The following is a 20648-nucleotide window of genomic DNA, read 5'->3' as shown; positions in this document are numbered from 1 at the left end:
GCGTGGCGAACGAATCGCCATGCGGCCGTTGCCGTTCGGGACTACTTCCGGTCGCCGGCCCGCAGCAGATCGGCCAGCACGGGGCCGATGACGGCCAGCGCCTCGGGCTCGGTCATCGCCTCGTGGCCGGCCGCCACTGGGTGCACCGTGACCCCGGCCGCGTAGGGCCGCCACGCCGCGACCATGTCCCGCTTCACGCCTTCGTTCTGCATGGCCTTGAAGAACTGCACCGTCCCGTCGAACACCTGCGGGGTGTAGCTCTGGGTGAGTTCGGCCGACCGCACCGCACTGGTGTAGATCCGCCGCAGCCGGTCCGGCGTCAACGCCACCATGTCCGTCGGGATCGCCTCGTACAGCTTCACGAAGTCCGCTTCGCTCAGCACACTCAACTGTTGCGCGTCGATGCCCTGGATACCGATCTCGGCCAGCACCTCCAGCATGGCGTCGTGGAAGAAGTCGATGTCGAAGCTGTGGTCGCTGTCCAGCATCGCGAGCAACTCGACCTCCTGCCCGGCCGCCCGCAACCGCACCGCGATCTCGTGCGCGAGCACACCGCCGAGCGACCAGCCGAGCAGGCGGTACGGCCCCTCCGGCTGGACGGCGGTGATCTCCGCGAGGTAGCGGGCGGCCATGTCGTGCAACGACTCCGGCGGATCGGCGTCCTCCGACAGCGCCGGGGACTGCACGCCGTAGATGGGCTGCTGCGGGTCCAGCTGCTGGGCCAGCCCGCTGTAGCACCAGGACAGGCCGTACATCGGGTGGATGCAGAACAGCGGTGTACGGCTGCCGGTCTTGCGGATCGGCAGCATCACGCTCATCGAGGCATCGGAGCCGGCGTCGTAGTCGAGGCCGGATTCCACCGCCTCCACGAGCCGGGCCGAGATGCCGGCCACCGTCGGGTCCAGGAAGAACCACTGCACCCGCAGTTGCGCGCCTGTCGCCTGACGCAGTCGGCTCACCGCCTGGCCGGCGACCAGGCTGGTGCCGCCCAGCGCGAAGAAGTCGTCGTCCAGACCGGCCCGTTCGATACCGAGCACCTCCGCGAACACCGCGGCGACCGCTTGCTGCAGCGGGGTTTCCGGCTCGCGGTAGGGCCGCGCGGTGAAGGCGGGGACCGGTAGCGCCTTGCGATCAAGCTTTCCGTTCGCGTTCAGCGGCAGCTCCGGCAGCGTGACGAGCACCGACGGCACCATGTACGCCGGCAGCCCGCGTCGGGTGTGCTCGAGCAGTGCCACCTCGTCGATCGTGTGACCGGATGCGGCCACCACGCAGCCGACCAGGCGATCCGGCTCCGGCACCAGTGCGACCGCGGCGTGACCGACCGAATCGGGTTCCAGCAGGACGGCTTCGATCTCGCCCAGTTCGATGCGCTGGCCGCGCAGTTTCACCTGGAAGTCGGCGCGGCCGAGGTATTCGAGAACGGGTGATCCGAGTTCTCCTGCGGGGGCGGAGCTTGCAGAGCGACCCACCAGTTTGACGATGTCACCGGTGCGGTAGAGCCGGGCACCCGGCTCGTACGGGCTGGCGATGAATCGTTCGGCCGTCAACGCCGGCGCACCGAGGTAGCCGCGCGCCAATTGCACACCGGCAACGTACAGTTCGCCGGTCGCGCCGACCGGCACCTGCCGCAGCTGGCGGTCGAGCACGAATACCCGGGTGTTGGCCGCCGGGGCACCGATCGGCACCGCGCCGCGGATTTCGCCACGGCGGGTCGGAGACGACGGAGTGGGAGCCGGCACCGCGGCGGCGGTCACCACGGTTGCCTCGGCGGGGCCATACCAGTTGTACAGCTCGCCGGACAGCCGTTCGCCGAACGCGGCCGCGGTGGTGGCGGCCAGCGCCTCACCCGCTGCAAAAACCCGGCGCGGCACGGCATTCGGGAGCTGCTCCAGTTCCAGATATGCGTCCAGCATCGACGGCACGAAGTGCACCGTGCCGACGGACTCCTTCTCGATCACCTCGGCCAGGTACCGCGGATCACGGTGCCCGTCCGGTTCGGCGACCACGATACGAGCGCCGGTCTGCAACGGCCAGAACAACTCCCACGTCGAGATGTCGAAGGTGATCGGGGTCTTGTGCAGCACCACATCGCCGGTGGTGTGCGGGTATTCGCGCTGGGCCCAGCGGAACTGGTTCACCATCTGCCGGTGCGTGATCATCACGCCCTTCGGGCGTCCGGTGGAGCCCGAGGTGTAGATGACGTAGGCGGTGTTGTCCGGCCGTGTTTCCGAATCACCCGGACGCGACTCCCTCGGCTCGGAGATCCACTCCGCAGCGGTCGCGATATTCGCCTCCGGCGCTGTGAACCCGATATTCGCCCCTCGCGAAGCGGCTTCGAGCTGCTCGATATCGAGAACCGTTGCCGCGGTGCCGGTTTCGAACCCGTCCTTGACCGTGGTGAGCACGCACAGCGGCGCCGAACCGGTGAGCACGTAGTCGTTGCGTTCCACCGGATGATCCGGGTCGACCGGCACATAGGCCGCGCCGGTTTCCAGCACCGCGTAGATCGCTACTACCAGCTCCAGCGAACGCCGCGTCGCCACCGCGATCCGGGTCTCCGGGCCGGCACCGCGCCGGACAAGTTCTCCGGCAAGGTGACTCGCGCGCGACCGGAGCTCTGCATAGGTCAGCGTCTCGTCGCCGAACGTTACCGCGGGCGCGTCGGGAGTGCGCCCGCACTGGGCGTGGAACAACGAGACCAGTGTCGCGTCGTCCACGAATTCCGGTGCCGTGGTGTCGTTCACCGCGTCCAGCGCCGCCTGCTCGGCATCGAGCAGCAGGTTGGTCGCCGCCAGCGTGTGCTGCGGACCGGCGACGAATTCGCCGATCAGCATCCGCATCCGGTCGGTGACAGCCTGTGCGGCCGCACCGTCTACGGTGTTGCGCTGGTAGATCACCTTCACCGTCAGCTGTGCGGTCAGTTCCACCAGCACCGTCAGCGGGTAGTGGCTGAAGTTGACGCTCTGCAGACCCGTGATGGCCATGCCATCGATCGAACTCGCCTGCTGCTGCAGCCCTTCGGTGTCGATCGGATAGGACTCGTACGCCAGCAGCGAATCAAACAGTCCGTCCACACCCAGGGCGTGCTGGATATCGGCCAGCCCCAGGTAGTGCCGGTCCAGCAGAGCTGCCTGCTCGGACTGCAAGCGGCCCAGCAATTCTCGCACGGTCCATCGCGGATCGAACTGAACGCGAACGGGGATGGTGTTCACGAACAGACCGATCATGTCGTCGATGCCGTCGAGCTGCGGCGGCCGACCAGACACCGCGGCGCCGAACACCACATCATCGCGATCGGTTCCGGCCGCGATCACCAGGCCCCAGGCCGCCTGCACCACCGTGTTGACGGTGACGCCGGCCTCGGCGGCGAAGGCCGCCAGCGCCGAGGTCTGCTGCGGCGACAGGTCGAACGCCAGCGTCTCGACACCCGGCTCCGGTGCCGCGGGCCGCGCCAGCGCGGGCGCGAGCGGGGTCGCCTCCAGCCCGTCGAGCGCCTTCGCCCACGCCCGCAGCGCCGCATCGCGATCCTGACGCGACAGCCACGCCAGGTAGTCGCGGTACGGCCGCACCCGCGGCAGCAGCGACGAATCACCGTGCGTCGCATACAGGACCAGCAGATCCTTCATCAGCAACGGCATGGACCAGCCGTCGAGCAGGATGTGGTGGGTGGTCAGCACCAGGTGGGTGCGTCCGGACTCGGTGCGGTACACCGCGAATCGCACCAGCGGCGCCACCGCCGGATCGAACCGATGCCGCAGATCGGCTTCGAGAATCGCCGGCAGCTCGGCATCGTGCGCATCGTCCACGATCTGCCATGGCACCTCGACGGCGTCCACCACCTGTTGTACGGGGGTGCCGTCGGCGGTGGCGACGAAGGCGGTCCGCAGGTTCGCGTGCCGATCCACAACCGCCTGCGCGGCGCGGCGCAGCCGGTCGATATCGGCATCGCCGGACAGCTCCACCGCGAACTGCATGATGTAGTCGTCCACTGGGGACACTTCGGCGAGGAACAGCAGTCCCGCCTGCAGCGGCGATAGCGGCAGCACATCGGACAGACCCGGCCGCGTCTGCTGCCAGGTGTCCAGCTCGGCCTGGGTGACCTGCACCAGCGGCACATCCGACGGGGTGAGCCCGCCGGCCGCCGGATCCTGGGTGTGGCGGGCGAGCGCGGTGAGTGCCGACACCCATTCGTCGGCCAGCTCGCGGACGTCCGCTTCGCCGATGATCTCGGCGGCGTAGGCGAACGACACATCCATCTGCGGACCCGCGGCGGTCTCGTTGACGATCGCGTTGATGTCGATCACCGCGGGCGTCGGCATCGCCGGATCCTGTTCGCCCGCAACGGCTCCCAGATCGACGGTCGGCAGCCAGCCCAAATCGGCCAGGCCCTCGGGCACTCCACCTGCCGAGACGCGGCCGAGATAGTTGAAGCTGATCTGCCCGAGGTCACCGGTGAGTTCGCCGGCAGTGGCCGCATTGAGGTAGCGCAGCATGCCGTAACCGATGCCCTTGTCCGGCACCGCAAGCAACTGCTCCTTCACCGACTTCAGGACCGCCGCAGCCGCTTTGCCGCCGACCAGGGCTGCCTCGGTGTCGATGCCGGACAGATCCAGGGCCACCGGGTAGATGCTGGTGAACCAGCCGATGGTACGGGTCAGGTCGGCGCCGGGCACGGTGCCCTCCTCGCGGCCGTGGCCCTCGAGCTTCACCCGGGTGGCGGGTGCGTCGATGCCGCGTCGCGCCCGCCAGGTGCGCACCGCCACTGCGAGTGCGGCCAGCAGACCGTCGTTGACACCGCCGCGGTACAGCGCCGGAACCTTGATCAGGACAGCGTCGGTGACCTCGGCCGGCACCTGGATGCCGATCTGCCCGCGCGTCACATAGGTGTCCACCGCGGCATCCAGGGCGCGGGTACCGAGCAACGGATCCGGCGTGGCCATCACCTGCTGCCAGTAGCCGACCTCGCCGGTACGGTCCGCTGCCGTGGCCGCCGCGTCCAGGCCGTATGCCCAGCGCCGGAACGAGGTGCCGACGGCGGGCAGCGTGACCCCCTGCCCCGCCGCTCGCTGCGCCGAAGCCACCGCGAGGTCCGGGATCAGGATGCGCCACGACACACCGTCGATGACGAAGTGATGGGCCGCGACGGTGACAGCGTCGCGTGCATCGGGGCGACGCAGCCAAGTGAAGGCGAGCATCTTGCCTGCGGCCGGATCCAGCGTCGCGAGCGCGGAATCCATCGCCGCGTTGGCGATCCGGTTCAGCTCCGTCTCGTCGACACCGGTCGGCACGTCGACCTCGGAGATCAGCGTGTTCACGTCCACGCCACCGAGCGGCAGCGCCTCGAAATGCCACTGCCCGTCGACGTGCCGCACTCGCGAGCGCAGCACATCGTGGTGGTCGAGGACGGCGGCGATGGTGGCGACCAGTCCGGCGCGATCGATTCCGTCCGGCAGGCCCAGCACCATGCTCTGCGAGAAGCGGTTGTAGACACCCTCTTCGAGATATGCGGCAAGCACCGGCGTCAGCGGGATCTCGCCGACGCCGCCGCCGGGCAGTTCGGCCAGCTCGATCGGCGTGGCTTCACCCGCCATGACCGCGACCCGGGCAAGCCCGGCAACGGTCTTCTGCTCGAACACATCTCGCGGAGTGAACACGATGCCCGCGGCCTTGGCCCGCGACACCAGCTGGATCGACATGATGCTGTCGCCGCCGACGCCGAAGAACGAATCGTCCACGCCGATCTGCTCCAGGCCGAGAACCTGGGCGAACAGCTTCGCGAGGCGGGCCTCGGTGTCACTGATCGGCGCACGCGACACCGTCGTGGCGAAGGTAGGCGCGGGCAGTGCGCGGCGGTCGAGTTTTCCATTGGCGGTCAACGGAATCGCGTCCACCACGACGAATGCCGACGGGACCATGTACTCGGGCAGTAGTTGCGCCGCGCCCGCGCGCCAGCGGTCGGCTGTGTGAGATCCCGCCCTACTCCCGCCCGAGTTGCCTTCGGCGGGTTGCGCATTCGCATCCACCGCCACCACGTAGGCGGTGATCCGCGGATCACGAGGCCGGTCCTCGCGCACGATCACCGCGGCGTGGGCGACACCGGGTTGCGCCAGCACGGCGGCCTCGATCTCGCCCAGTTCGATGCGGAAGCCGCGCACCTTCACCTGCTCGTCGGCGCGACCCAAGTACTCCAGGTCGCCGGCCGCGTTCCACCGGGCGAGGTCACCGGAGCGGTAGAGCCGGGAACCGGGCTCGCCGAACGGATTCGCCACGAACCGGCCGGAGGTAAGCGCCGGTTGCCCGAGGTAACCGCGAGCCAATTGGGCTCCGGCCACATAGATTTCACCGCGGACACCGACCGGCACCGGGCGCAGGCGCGCGTCGAGCACATAGGTGCGCAGGCCGGGAACCGCCCGACCGATCACACTGCCGTTGGCGGCCCCGGCCGCCGCAGCGTCCAGGGCCCGGTAGGTGACGTGCACCGTGGTCTCGGTGATGCCGTACATGTTCACCAGGCGAGGCATGGCCTCGTCGTGGCGGGCGTACCAGTCGGCGAGGCGGCGCAGTTCGAGCGCCTCACCGCCGTAGACGATGTAGCGCAGCGACAGCGGTTGGTCCGAGCCTGCGACCCGATCCGCTTCTGCCAGTTGGTAGAACGCCGATGGCGTCTGGTTGAGCACCGTAACCCGTTCGCGGCGCAGCAGTTCCAGGAACTGCTCCGGCGACCGCGACGTGTAGTAGTCGACAACCACCAGGGTGCTGCCGTAGAGCAGCGGGCCCCACAGCTCCCACACCGAGAAGTCGAAGGCATAGGAGTGGAACATCGTCCACACATCGGATTCGTCGAATCCGAACTGCGCCTGGGTGTTCGCGAACAGCTTCACCACCGTGCGGTGCGGAATCTGCACGCCCTTCGGACGTCCGGTCGAACCCGAGGTGTAGATGACGTAGGCGATGTTGTCCGGAGTCAGCACACTGCTGCGGTCGGCGTCGGTGACCGGCCCGGCAGCCGCACCGGACAGATCCAGTCGATCCAGCTCCAGCACCGGCAGCGCATCCGGCAGCTCGATCTCGCGATCGAAGATGGTGATCGCGCAGACCGGGCGAGCGTCGGCGAGCATGTACGCGATGCGGTCGGCCGGGTAGGTCGGATCCACCGGCAGGTAGCCCGCACCGGCCCGCACCGTCGCCAGCAGCGCGACCACGAGCTCCAGCGACCGGGGCAACGCCACCGCCACCAGGGTCTCCGGACCAGCGCCGGCCTCGATCAGCTTGCGCGCCAACCGGTTCGCGCGCTCGTCCAGCTCCCGGTAGGTGAGCCGATCCTGCCCGGACACCACAGCGGTGCGGTCGCTGTGCTCGCGTGCCGTGGCATCCAACAGCTCGACCAGGGTGGCCACCCGTCCGGTGTCCGGACCGGCCGTGGTCCACGCCCCGAGTACATCCGCGCGTTCGTCGTCGGTCACCAGATCGATATCGCCGATCGGGGCGCTCGGGTCGGCGACGACGGCACCCAGGATCCGCCGGTAGCGGTCGGCGAAGGTGTGGACCGTCGACTCGTCGAAAAGGTCGCTTGCGTAGGTGAACCGGCCCATCAGGCCTATCGAGCCGTCCACCGCGGGTGCCTCGAACAGGGTCACCGACAGGTCGAACTTCTCGATGGCGGCATCGAAATCGACCAGGCTCGCCCGCAATCCGGGCAGCTCGAACGATCCCGAGGGCAGGTTCTGGAATGCCAGCGACACCTGGAACAGCGGCGACCGCATCGTCGAGCGTTCCGGGGCCAGCACATCCACCAGGCGCTCGAACGGAACATCGGCGTGCGCGAAGGCGGACAGGTCGGTTTCCCGTTGCTGGGCAAGCAGATCCAGGAACGACGCACCAGGTGCGACCGTACTGCGCAGCACCACGGTGTTGACGAACATACCGATCAGGTCGTCCAGTGATGCGTCGCCGCGACCGGCGACCGGGGTGCCGATCGCCACATCGTCGCTGCCGGACATGCGGGCCAGCAGCACCGCCAGCGCCGCGTGCACAACCATGAACAGTGTCGCGTTCTCGCCGCGCGCGAGCTCAGCCAGACCCTGCCGGATCTCCGGATCGATCACGAAATCGACTGCGCCGCCGCGGAAGCTCGGCGCGGTCCGCCGCGGCCGATCGGCCGGCAGCGTCGACTCCTCCGGCAACCCGGACAGTGTCCGCCGCCAATAACCGATCTGCTGCGCCGCGAGCGACTCCGGAACGGCCTCGTCGCCGAGCATCTCGCGCTGCCAGAGGGCATAATCGGCGTACTGCACCGGCAGTGGCGCCCAGCCCGGCGTGGCGCTCTGGGTACGCGAGGCATAGGCCGCCATGACGTCACGGGTGAGCGGGCCCATCGACCAGCCGTCACCGGCGATGTGATGCACCACGAACACCACGACCCATTCGTCGGAGCCGGACGTGACGGCGATCCGGAACAGCGCCACCCGCAGCGGCACCTCGTTGGCGACATCGAAGCCGGTGGTGACGATCTCGATGATCCGGTCCGCCAGATCGGATTCGGCCACGTTCATCGGCAGCAGCTGCGGAGTCGCCTGCGTGGCAGGCTCGACCACCTGGACCGGGCCCTGCGGCGTCTGTGGGTAGAAGGTCCGCAGAATCTCGTGCCGCGCAACCACATCCGCGATCGCACGGCGCAGCGCGGGCACATCCAGCGCACCGGTGAGCCGGACCGCGATCGGAATGTTGTACGCCGCCGAGTCGGTGTCGAACTGGTTGAGGAACCACATCCGCTGCTGCGCCGGCGACAGCGGCAGCTGCTCCGTGGTCTCGCCTGCCGGCGAAGTTCCCTGCACCGCGCGAGATCGGGCGGCGAGTGCCGGTCGGGCCGCCTCGCCGGTGTGCGCTTCGACCCGCACTGCCAGACCTTCCACCATCGATGCCTCGAACAGCAGTCGCACCGGCACCTGGATATCCAGCGCAGCGCCCAGCCGGGCGGCCACCCGGGTCGCGCTGAGCGAGTTTCCGCCCAGGGCGAAGAAGTCGTCGTCCAGGCCGACTCGCTCGACGCCGAGCACGTCGGCGAACACCCCGGCGACGGCCTGTTCGGTCGTGGTGACCGGCGCCCGGAACTCGGTGGTCTCGAAGACCGGTGCAGGCAGGGCCTTCCGATCCAGCTTGCCGGAGGTGTTCAACGGGAACGCGTCCAGCACCATCACCGTCGCGGGCACCGTGTACGGCGGCAGCACCTCGGTGAGCGCCGCACGCAGTTGAGCTGTGTCGGGTGAATATCCCGGTGCGGCAACGACATAGCCCACCAGCTGATCACCGGTCGGCCCCGCCGCGACCACCGCGGCGGCCTGACTGACCGGCGGCTGCGCCAGCAGCGCCGTCTCGATCTCGCCGAGCTCGATGCGCTGGCCGCGGAACTTCACCTGGAAGTCGATGCGGCCCAGGTAATCCAGGACCGGCTCGCCCCTCTCGGCGCAACCCCACACCACCAGGTCGCCGGTGCGGTACATCCGCGCGCCCGGCGTGCCGAACGGATTGGCCACGAACCGATCCGCCGTCAGGTCCGGGCGGCGCAGGTATCCGCGGGCCAGTTGGTCACCGGCCAGGTACAGCTCACCGACGACGCCCTCGGGCACCGGCCGCAACCGCGAATCCAGCACGTACACCTGGGTGTTCCATTGCGGGACACCGATCGGCACCGGGTCCGTCCCAGAGGCGGCCGGCCAGTAGGTGACCGACACCGCCGCCTCGGTCGGTCCGTACAGGTTGTGCAGCCCAGCATCCGACACCTCGGCGAAGCCCGTCACCGTCTCGGGTGCCAGCGCCTCACCGATGACGAACACGTGCCGCAGTGCGGCCAGCAGTTCGGCGCGTGCGTGCGCGGCGAACACCGTCAGCATCGACGGCACGAAGTCGGTGACCGTGACACGCTGCGCCGCAATGGTTTGCGCGACGTACTCCGGGTCGCGATGACCGTCGGGGGTCGCCACCACCAGGGTGGCGCCGGCTCGCAGCGGCATGAAGAAGCCCCACAGCGACACGTCGAACGTGGTCGCCGTCTTCTGCAGGTACACGTCCTCGGCGCCAAGCGGGTATTCGGCGAGCATCCACGCTATCTGGTTGTGGATCGCGCCGTGCGAGATCGCCACACCCTTCGGGCGGCCGGTCGAACCGGACGTGAAGATCACGTATGCGGTGTTGTGCGGGCGCAGCGGCACCCCGCGTTCGGCCTCGGTGACAGGCTCTGCGCCGTAGGCAGACACATCGACCGTGTCGATCTCGATGGCGGGAACCTCACCCGGCACCACGAAACCGTCACGCGCCGTGGTCAATACACATACCGGCTGCGCCACGTCCAGCACATAGCCGATGCGCTCGGCCGGGTGATCCGGATCCAGCGGCACGTACGCACCGCCCGCCGTCAGCACGGCGTACATGCCGGCAACGAGGTCGACGGACCGGCGAATCGCCAAGCCCACTAACGACTCCGGCCCCATTCCCTGCGCGATCAACAGTCGCGCCAAGCGGTTCACCCGGGCATCGAACTCGGCGTAGGTCAGCCGCTCGCCCTCGTACACGACGGCACACGAATCCGGATGCGCCGCCACGGCACGCCGGTATCCGTCCAGCAGCAGTTCCGGTGCCACCGGGTGCGCGGTGTCGTTTCGGCTGTGCAGCAGTACATCCTGCTCGGCGGCGGCCAGCAGCTCCACATCACCGATCGCGATCTCCGGGTCACCGGCGACCGCGTCGAGCAAGCGCACGAACCGCTCGGCGAACCCGGCGACCGTCGATTCATCGAACAGGTCGGCTGCATACGTGAACAGGGCGGGCATCGCTTTGGCCTCGTCGACCGGCGAAACCGTCAGCTGCAGATCAAATTTCGCGACAGCGCCGTCGAATCCGACTTCCTCGACCCCGATTCCGGGCAGGGCCAGCCGGGCCCGGTCCATGTTCTGGAAGAACAGTGCGACCTGGAACAGCGGGTGATGCGACTGCGCGCGAACCGGATCGAGCACCTCCACCAGCCGTTCGAACGGCAGCTCCGCGTGCGAGAACGCCGCCAGATCCGATTCCCGGGTCCGGTCCAGCAGCTCCGCGAAACTGTCGCCCGGTTCGACAACCGTCCGCAGCACCAGGGTGTTCACGAACATGCCGACGAGGTCGTCCAATTCGACCTCGCCACGGCCGGCGACCGGAGAGCCGATCGCCACATCGCCGCTGCCCGACAGTCGCGCCAGCAGCGCGGCGAACGCGGCATGCACGACCATGAACATCGAGGCGTTGCGCTCGCGCGCCAATCGTGCCAGTCCGGTGTGGGTGGTGGCCGGGATATCGAACGACAGCATCCGCCCGACACCCGAGGCGGTCTGGGGCCGCAGCCGGTCGGCAGGCAGGTCGATCCGCTCCGGCACACCCGCCAGCTCCGACTTCCAGAACCCGATCTGCTCCGCAGCCAACGACTCCGGATCGGACTCCTCACCCAGCAGCTCCCGCTGCCACAACGCGTAATCCGCATATTGCACCGGCAACGGCGCCCAACCCGGCGCGGCGCCGGAGACGTTGGCCAGGTACGCGGTCATCAGGTCGCGCACCAAGGGCGCCACCGACGCACCGTCGGCCGCAATGTGGTGCACCACAACCGCAATGACATGAACGGAGTCCGAGGCAGTGCTGGATGGTCGCTCCGCAGGCTCCGCGACTGCGAGCACCGCGATCCGCAGTGGCACCTCGGCAGCCACATCAAAACCACGCAAAGCGAATTCGGTGACCCATCCAGCCACTTCGGCTTCCGGTACCGAGACCACGTTCAGTTGCGGCACCGTCGAGGACGGCAGCACCGACTGGTACCCGACACCGTCGATCGCCGGGTAGACCGTCCGCAGCACCTCGTGCCGCGCAACGACAGCGGCGACAGCGGCCCGCAGTGCGGCAATATCGAGCGCTCCGGTCAGCCGGACCGCAAACGGAATGTTGTTCGCCGGCGAGGCCGTGTCGAACTGGTTGAGGAACCACATCCGCTGCTGCGCCAGCGACAACGGCACTCGCTCGGGACGCGGACCCGCGACCAGCGCCGGACGATGCGCCGACGACGACTGCGATTCCAGCCGGGCCGCGAGGGTTGCCACCGTCGGCGCCTCGAAGACCACCTTGACCGGCACCCGGGCATCCAATGCGGCGCCCAGACGCGCAGTGACGCGAATTGCGTTGAGCGAGTTGCCACCCAGGGCGAAGAAATCGTCGTCGCGACCGATCCGCTCGATACCGAGTACATCGCCGAACGCCCCCGCCACCAGTTCTTCGATCGGCGTGGCGGGCGCGGTGAACGTCCTGGTTTCGAAAACCGGTGCCGGCAGGGCCTTTCGATTCAGCTTGCCGGAGATGTTCAGGGGGAAGGCGTCGAGCACCATCACCGTCGAGGGCACCATGTACGGCGGCAGCACCTCGGCCACCGCATCGCGTAGTCGTGCCGGATCCGGCGCCTGCCCGGGCGCGGGAACGACGTAGCCGACCAGCTGATCACCGATGGGACCCGTCGCGACCACCGCGACAGCCTGGCTGACCGCCGGCTGCGCCAGCAGCGCCGTCTCGATCTCGCCGAACTCGATGCGCTGGCCGCGGAACTTCACCTGGAAGTCGATGCGGCCCAGGTAGACAATCGCCGACGCGTCGGCGTCGGTGCGCCGCCACACCACCAGGTCACCGGTGCGGTACATACGGGCGCCGGGCACTCCGAAGGGGTTGGCCACAAACCGATCCGATGTCAGTTCCGGCCGCCGCAGGTAGCCACGGGCCAGCTGGTCACCGGCCAGATACAGCTCGCCGGCCACGCCCTCGGGCACCGGCCGCAGGCGCGAATCCAGGACATACACCTGGGTGTTGGCTTCCGGCACACCGATCGGCACGTATCCGGCGACGCCGTCGTCGGCGGTCCAGTGGGTGACCGTGACCGCGGCCTCGGTCGGGCCGTACAGGTTGTGCACTCCCGCCGTCGACAGCGCCGCGAACGCGCTCACCGTCTCGGGCGGCAGCGCCTCGCCGGCCACGAACAGGTGCCGCAGCGACGTCAGCTGCTCGGCACGGGCGTGCGCGGTCATCACCGTCAGCATCGAGGGCACGAAGTCCGTGACCGTGATCCGCTGTGCCGCAATAGTTTCGGCGAGGTACTCGGGGTCGCGGTGACCATCCGGGGTCGCCACAACCAGCGTCGCGCCGACGCGCAGTGGCATGAAGTAGCCCCACAGTGAGACGTCGAACGTGGTCGCGGTCTTCTGCAGGTACACGTCGCCGGCGGTGAACCCATACTGGTCCAGCATCCACGTGATCTGGTTGTGAATCGCACCGTGCGACACCGCGACACCCTTCGGACGGCCGGTGGAACCAGACGTGAAGAGCACATAGGCGGTGTTGTGCGGACGCAGCGGTGCCAGGCGTTCGGCCTCGCGCACCGGCTCGGCACCGAATCCCGACAGATCGACGGTATCGATCTCGACCACGGCCGCGCCCTCTGGCGCGACGAAACCGTCACGCGCGGTGGTCAATACGCACAACGGCTGCGCCACATCGAGCACATAACCGATGCGCCCCACCGGGTGATCCGGATCCAGCGGAACATAGGCGCCACCCGCGGCGAGCACCGCGTAGATGCCCACCACCAGATCGACGGACCGGCCAATCGCCACTCCCACAGCCGATTCCGGTCCCGCACCCTGCGCGATCAGCAGTCGCGCCAAGCGGTTCACCCGGGCATCGAACTCGGCGTAGGTCAGCCGCTCGCCCTCGTACACGACGGCGACAGCATCCGGATGCGCCGCGACCGCACGCCGGTATCCGTCCAGCAGCAGTTCCGGCGACACCTCGTAGGACGTCGAATTCCGGCCCGCCAGCAGCAGTTTCCGCTCGGCCGGAGCCAGCAGTTCGACATCACCGACCGCGACCTCCGGATCGCGGGTCACCGCATCGAGCAGCCGCACGAACCGCTCCGCGAACCCGGCGACTGTGGCTTCCTCGAACAGATCCAGCGCGTAGGTGAACGCGACCGGTACCGCCTCGGTCTCCTCGACCGGCGAAACCGCCAGCTGCAGATCGAATTTCGCGAACACACCGTCGAACTCGACCTCGTCGACGATCAGGCCCGGCAACTCGAGCCGCGCCCGGTCCATGTTCTGGAACACCAGCGCGACCTGGAACAGCGGATGATGCGAGGGCGCCCGGACCGGGTCGAGCACCTCGACGAGCCGCTCGAACGGCAGCTCCGCATGCGAGAACGCCGCCAGATCCGATTCGCGGACCCGATCGAGCAGATCGGTGAACTGCGCCCCCGGTTCCACCGCGGTCCGCAGCACCAGAGTGTTCACGAACATGCCGACCAGGTCGTCCAGCGCGGCCTCGCCACGACCCGCGATCGGAGAACCGATCGCCACGTCACCGCTACCCGATAGCCGCGACACCAGCGCCGCGAACGCGGCATGCACGACCATGAACTCCGAGGCCTCGTGTTCGCGCGCCAGTTCCACGATCGCCCGGTGCGTCTGCGCCGGGATGCTGAACGTGTAGAGCCCGGCCGCGCCGGTAGCGGTCTGCGGGCGAGGCCGATCGGCGGGCAGATCGATCCGCTCCGGCAGGCCGGCCAGCTCCGACTTCCAGAAGCCGATCTGCTCCGCAGCCAACGACTCCGGATCGGACTCGGCACCCAGCAGCTCCCGCTGCCACAGCGTGTAATCCGCGTACTGCACCGGCAAGGGCACCCAATTCGGCGCGGCGCCTTCACTTTCGGCGACATACGCCATCATCAGATCGCGCACCAGCGGCGCCACCGACGCACCGTCACCGGCGATGTGGTGCACCACAACGGCAACCACATGCACGTCGCCGGAAACCTCTAGCACCGCGATCCGCAACGGCACCTCGACGGACACATCGAAACCACGCACAGCGAATTCGGTGACCCACCCGGCGACGGCATCCTCGGCGATCGGCACCACCGGCAGCTCCGGCACCGCCGTCGCCGGCAGCACCGACTGATAGCCCACGCCATCCACGGCCGGATACACCGTACGCAGCGATTCGTGCCGTTCCACCACATCAGCGACGGCGCGCCGCAGTGCCGCGACATCCAGCGCCCCGGTCAACCTCACCGCGAACGGGATGTTGTTGACCGGCGAGGCCGTATCGAACTGGTTGAGGAACCACATCCGCTGCTGCGCCAGCGACAGCGGCACCCGCTCCGGACGCGGCCGGGCGGTCAGCTCCGGACGGCCGCCACTCGCCGCCGCTGTCTCCGCACGCGCGGCCAACTCGGCAACCGACGGCGCTTCGAACAGATCCCGCACGCCCAGCGTGGCGTCGAGCGCGGCGTTGACCCGCGCGATGACCCGAGTCGCGACGAGCGAATTACCGCCCAGCGCAAAGAAATCATCGCCCAAGCCGACCCGCTCGGCACCGAGCACATCGGCGAACACGCCCGCGACGGCCTCTTCCACCGGGTTGGTCGGCGCCCGGAACTCCCGCTCGGTGAACACCCGCGGGGCGGGCAGCGCCCTGCGGTCGAGCTTGCCGTTCGGGGTGAGCGGCAGCACGTCGAGCACCACGATCGCGTCGGGAACCATGTAGCCGGTGAGGAATTCGGCCACGGCACCGCGCAGCGCCACCGGATCCAGCTCCGAACCCGTCTCCGCGACGACGTAACCCACCAGCCGGTCGCCGACGTGCTCGTCGGCGCGCACCAGGACCACGGCCTGGCTCACGCCCAGGCAGCGCAGCAGCGCCGACTCGATCTCGCCGAGCTCGATGCGGAAACCGCGCAGCTGCACCTGCTGGTCGCTGCGGCCGGCGTATTCGAGGTTTACCCGCCCGCCGAAACCGGCCCAGCGGCCGATGTCGCCGGTGCGATACATGCGAGAACCGGGCGCGCCGAACGGATTCGCGACGAACCGGGTCGCGGCGAGCCCGGGCCTGCCCAGGTAACCGCGGGACAGCTGCGCGCCCGCGACGTACATCTCCCCCGCCACCCCGACCGGCGCCGGATGCAGCCGGTCGTCGAGCACATAGGTCTCCAGACCCGGCAGCGCCCGGCCGATGATGCTAGCTGCGTTGTCGGCCAGCCCCTCGTCCAGAGCCAGGAACGACACGTGCACCGTGGTCTCGGTGATGCCGTACATGTTGACCAAGTGCGGCGCGTTGTCACCCACACCATCCTGCCCCCGACCACCATGGCGGTCGTACCACCGCTCCAGCTGGCGCAGATCCAGCGCCTCACCGCCGAATACGACGTAGCGCAGCGCAAACTTGCGATCGTCCGCCTCATGCGCGGCGCGGTCGGCCTCGACCAGCTGGTAGAACGCCGACGGCGTCTGGTTGAGCACCGTCACCTGTTCGCGAATCAGCAACTCGCGGAACTGTTCCGGTGATCGCGAGGTCAGGTAGTCGACGACCACCACGGCACCGCCGTTGGCGAGCGCACACCACAGTTCCCACACCGAGAAGTCGAAGGCGAACGAGTGGAACAGCGTCCACACATCGGCCTCGTCGAAGTCGAACAGCAGCTGCGTATTCGCGAACAGCTCCACCACATTCCGGTGCGCCACCCCGACGCCCTTGGGCACACCGGTGGAGCCCGAGGTGTAGATGACGTAGGCGAGATGGTCGGCACGCAGCGGTGCGACGCGATCGGCGTCGGTGACCGGTGCATCGTCGAACGACTCCGCCTCGTCGAGCAGGAGGACGGGAATATCGCCGACGGGCAGCGCATCCCGCTCACCGGCGGTGGTGAGGACACAGGTCGGTGCGGCGTCGGAGAGCATGAACTCCAGACGCTGTGCCGGATACGTGGTGTCGATCGGCAGGTAGCCGGCGCCTGTGGTGAGCACCGCGAGCAGCGCCACCGGCAACTCCTCGCTCCGCGCAACCGCCACGGCCACCAGCGATTCCGGTCCGGCCCCCTGTGCGATCAGCGCCCGTGCCACCCGGTTGGCGCGCCGCTGCAGCTCTCCGAAGGTGAGCGTGGTGTCGCCGAAGCGGATCGCGACCGCGTCCGGGCGCCGCCGCGCCTGCGCGGCAATCAGATCGACGAGGGTGACGTCCGGAACGTGCGCCCCGGCCGTATTCCATTCGTGCAGTACGAGTTCGCGCTCGCCCGGGGCGAGCACGTCGATATCGCCGATCACCGTGTCGGAGTCGGCGGCCACCGCGGCCAGAATGCGGTGGAACCGGTCGGCGTAGTCCTGCACGGTCGACGCATCGAACAGGTCGGTGGCATAGGTGAAGGCGGCGGCCAGGCCCTGCGGCGTACCGTCCGGATCGATCCGCTCCAGCAGCGCGAGCTGCAGATCGAATTTGGCCAGTGGCACAGCCAGATCCACACCCGACACCCCCAGCCCGGGCAGTTCGAGGTGGCTCGGCGCCATGTTCTGGAAGGTCAGCATTACCTGGAACAGCGGATGCCGCGCCGCCGACCGCACCGGGTCCAGCAGTTCCACCAGTCGCTCGAACGGCACATCGGCATGTCCGAATGCCGCGATGTCGCTGGGGCGCACCTCGCGCAGCAACTCGTCGAAGGTGGCGCCCGGATCGACCTCGGTGCGCAACACCAGGGTGTTGACGAACATGCCGATCAGGTCGTCTAGCGCGGCCTCACCACGGCCGGCGATCGGGGTGCCGATAGCGATGTCACGGGTGCCGGACAGCCTGGCCAGCAGCGTCGCCAGCACGGCGTGTACCACCATGAACACCGTCGAATTGTGGCTGTGCGCCAGCCGGCGCAGCGCCGCATGCACATCGGCGCCGATCTCGAACTCGATGGTGGCGCCACGGTTGGATGCCACCGCGGACCGCGGCCGATCGGCGGGCAGATCTAATTGCTCCGGCAACGCGACCAGTTCGTCGCGCCAGAACGCGATCTGCTGGGACAGCACCGATTCCGGATCGTCCTCGGTGCCGAGGCTGTCGCGCTGCCACAGCGCGTAATCGGCGTACTGCACCTCCAGCGGCGCCCATTCCGGCTGTCCGCCGCGGATGCGGTCCAGATAGGCGGCCATCAGATCGCGGGTCAGCGGGCCCATCGAGAAACCATCGCCGGCAATGTGATGGACCACGCACACCAGTACGTGATCGGTTTCGCTCAACTGCAGCAGTCGCACCCGGATCGGTGGCGCCGCCAGCACGTCGAATCCGGTGATCGCCGCCTCCGCGACGAGTCCGGGCACCTCCGCCTCGGTGGTCGCGATCACCGGAAGCCCCGGCACCGCACGGGCATCCGAGACCGGCAGCACCAGCTGATAGCCCTCGCCGTCGAACTCCGGGTATACGGTGCGCAGCACCTCGTGGCGCTCCACCAGATTCCGCACGGCGGCGCGCAGCACGTCCACATCGAGCTTGCCGGACAGCCGCACCGCTACCGGAATGTTGTTGACACCGCTGGCCGTATCGAACCGGTTGAGGAACCACATCCGCTGCTGCGCATACGACAGCGGAATCCGCTCGGGCCGCGGCATCGGCCGCAAGGTCTGCCCCATGGCCGGACCGGTATGCTGCTCAACCCGTTGCGCGAGCGCCGCGACCGTGGTCGCCTCGAACAGCAACTGCACCGGCACCCGCACGTCGAGCGCGGACCCGATGCGGGCGGCGGCCTGAGCGGCGAGCAGCGAGTTGCCGCCGAGTTCGAAGAAATCGTCGTCGGCACCCACGCGGCCCGGATTGTCACCATCACCGGGCACCAGCAGCGCCGCGAACACGTCGGCGACGATCTCCTCCACCGGCGTCGATGGTGCGCGGAACTCCTTGGCCTCGAAGACCGGTTCGGGCAGCGCGGCCCGGTCGAGCTTGCCGATCGGGGTCAGCGGGATCTTGTCCAGCACGATGATCGACGAAGGAATCATGTACGCGGGCAACGACTCCCCGATGAAGTCGGCGAGCACGCCGGTATCCACGGTCGTTCCCGAGGTCGGCAACACGTACGACACCAACATGGTCGTGCCGTTCGGCGGCCGCTTACCCAGCGTCACAGCGAAGTCGATATCGCAGTGGCGGCTCAGCGCGTCATCGATCTCGCCGAGCTCGACACGGAAGCCACGGACCTTCACCTGGAAGTCGGAGCGCCCGAGGATCTCGATGCCCCCGCCCTCGGCGTCCAGGCGCCGCGCCAGGTCACCGGTCCGGTACAGCCGCGACCCCGCAGTACCGCCGTCGCCGAACGGGTTGGCCACGAACCGCGCCGCGGTCAGGCCGGGCCGGTTCAGGTAGCCCTGTGCCAGCGCCGGACCGCCCAGATACAGTTCGCCGGTAACCCCGTCGGGTACCGGGCGCAGCCGTGAATCCAGCACGAACAGACCGAATCCGGGAATGGCGTTGCCTATGGTGACGGTTTCACCGGGCGTCAGCGGCGTACTGCTGGCCGCGAGGACGGTGGCCTCGGTCGGGCCGTATCCGTTGAGCAGGGCGCGCCCGTCCCGGGCCCAGCGGGTCACCAGGTCGGGGCCGAACCTGTCGCCCGCGACCACCACGGCCTGCAGATCGTCCAGCCCCGAGGAATCGACGGACTCCAGCGCGCCGGGCGTGATCAGCATGTGCGTGACCCGCTCGCGGCGCAGCAGATCAGCGAGTTCGAACCCGCCGAACACCGTCGGCGGCGCCACCACCAGGGTCGAGCCCGTGGCGAAGGCAACCAGATACTCCAGCACCGATACGTCGAAGTTCGGGGAGCAGATATGCATCACCCGGGAGATGTCGGTGACGCCGTAGCGCTCCCGTTCCGACGCCACCATCGCGCCCAGGCCCGAATGCGTGACCACGACACCCTTGGGGCGCCCGGTCGAGCCGGAGGTGAAGATGACGTAGGCGGGATGCTGCTCGGTGAGCGTCCGCACCCGGTCGGCATAGGAGATCGGATGTGCGGCCCGCGCCTCGATCCGCGCCTGGTGCACCGAATCGTCGAGCTCGATCCAATAGACGGAGGTGCCAAGCGCCGAGCGATACGCCGAGGTGGTCAGGCCGAGGACCACCCCGGAATCGGCGAGCATGTACTCGATCCGCTCCGGCGGGTAGGTCGGGTCGACCGGCACGTAAGCGGCACCGGCCTTCGCGATCGCCCATACCGACAGCAGCGAATCGACGGAGCGCCGAATGCCGATGGCCACCACGTCGCCGGGACCCACCCCCCGCTCGATCAGCTCCCGCGCCAGGCGCGAAGATGCCTCGTCGAGCTCGCGATAGGTGAGTTCGCGCTGATCGTCGGGTTCACCCGTCGGGTTGAACCGGATCGCCACCGAATCGGCCGCGGATTCCACAGCGGCCGTGAGTAGCTGCCCGAAGAAGGGGCCACCCGACCTTCGACGACGGCTTCCACGAGCGGAACGGCGGGCAGTATCCATTCGAGTGCATTCACCTCTCGCGTCCAGCGGGTCCGCACAGCCCAAGCATGGTGGGCTTGCCCAACAGTCGAGATTGTGTCGTCGGGAGGTCCGGCGCGGTCCGAGCAATCATATAGGGGGCGCGCAGGGCGGCGATGACCGCTCGAGCGCACCTTCTACTCATCGGTGCGAGGGTGCCCGGATCAGGCCACCGATCATTGCGCCAGAGCCACCTCAACTTGGCCATTGACACGCGTTCCGGGGGGGCTCGTGTTTGTCTGTTGGGTGTGATGTCGAAGTTGGTTCGGGGTC

General features: G+C 68.5%; 1 protein-coding gene. It reads right to left on the bottom strand.

Annotation, left to right across the window (positions count from 1 at the left end):
• Positions 1–41: 41 nt before the first annotated feature.
• On the bottom strand, positions 42–20357 hold the full coding sequence (locus ACV7NQ_RS31270; protein WP_463362870.1) for a non-ribosomal peptide synthetase: 20316 nt from the start codon (positions 20355–20357) through the stop codon (positions 42–44).
• Positions 20358–20648: the final 291 nt, after the last annotated feature.

The organism is Nocardia sp. Tas62D01, assembly GCF_055232035.1.
This window is presented reverse-complemented; position numbering and strand designations above follow the sequence as displayed.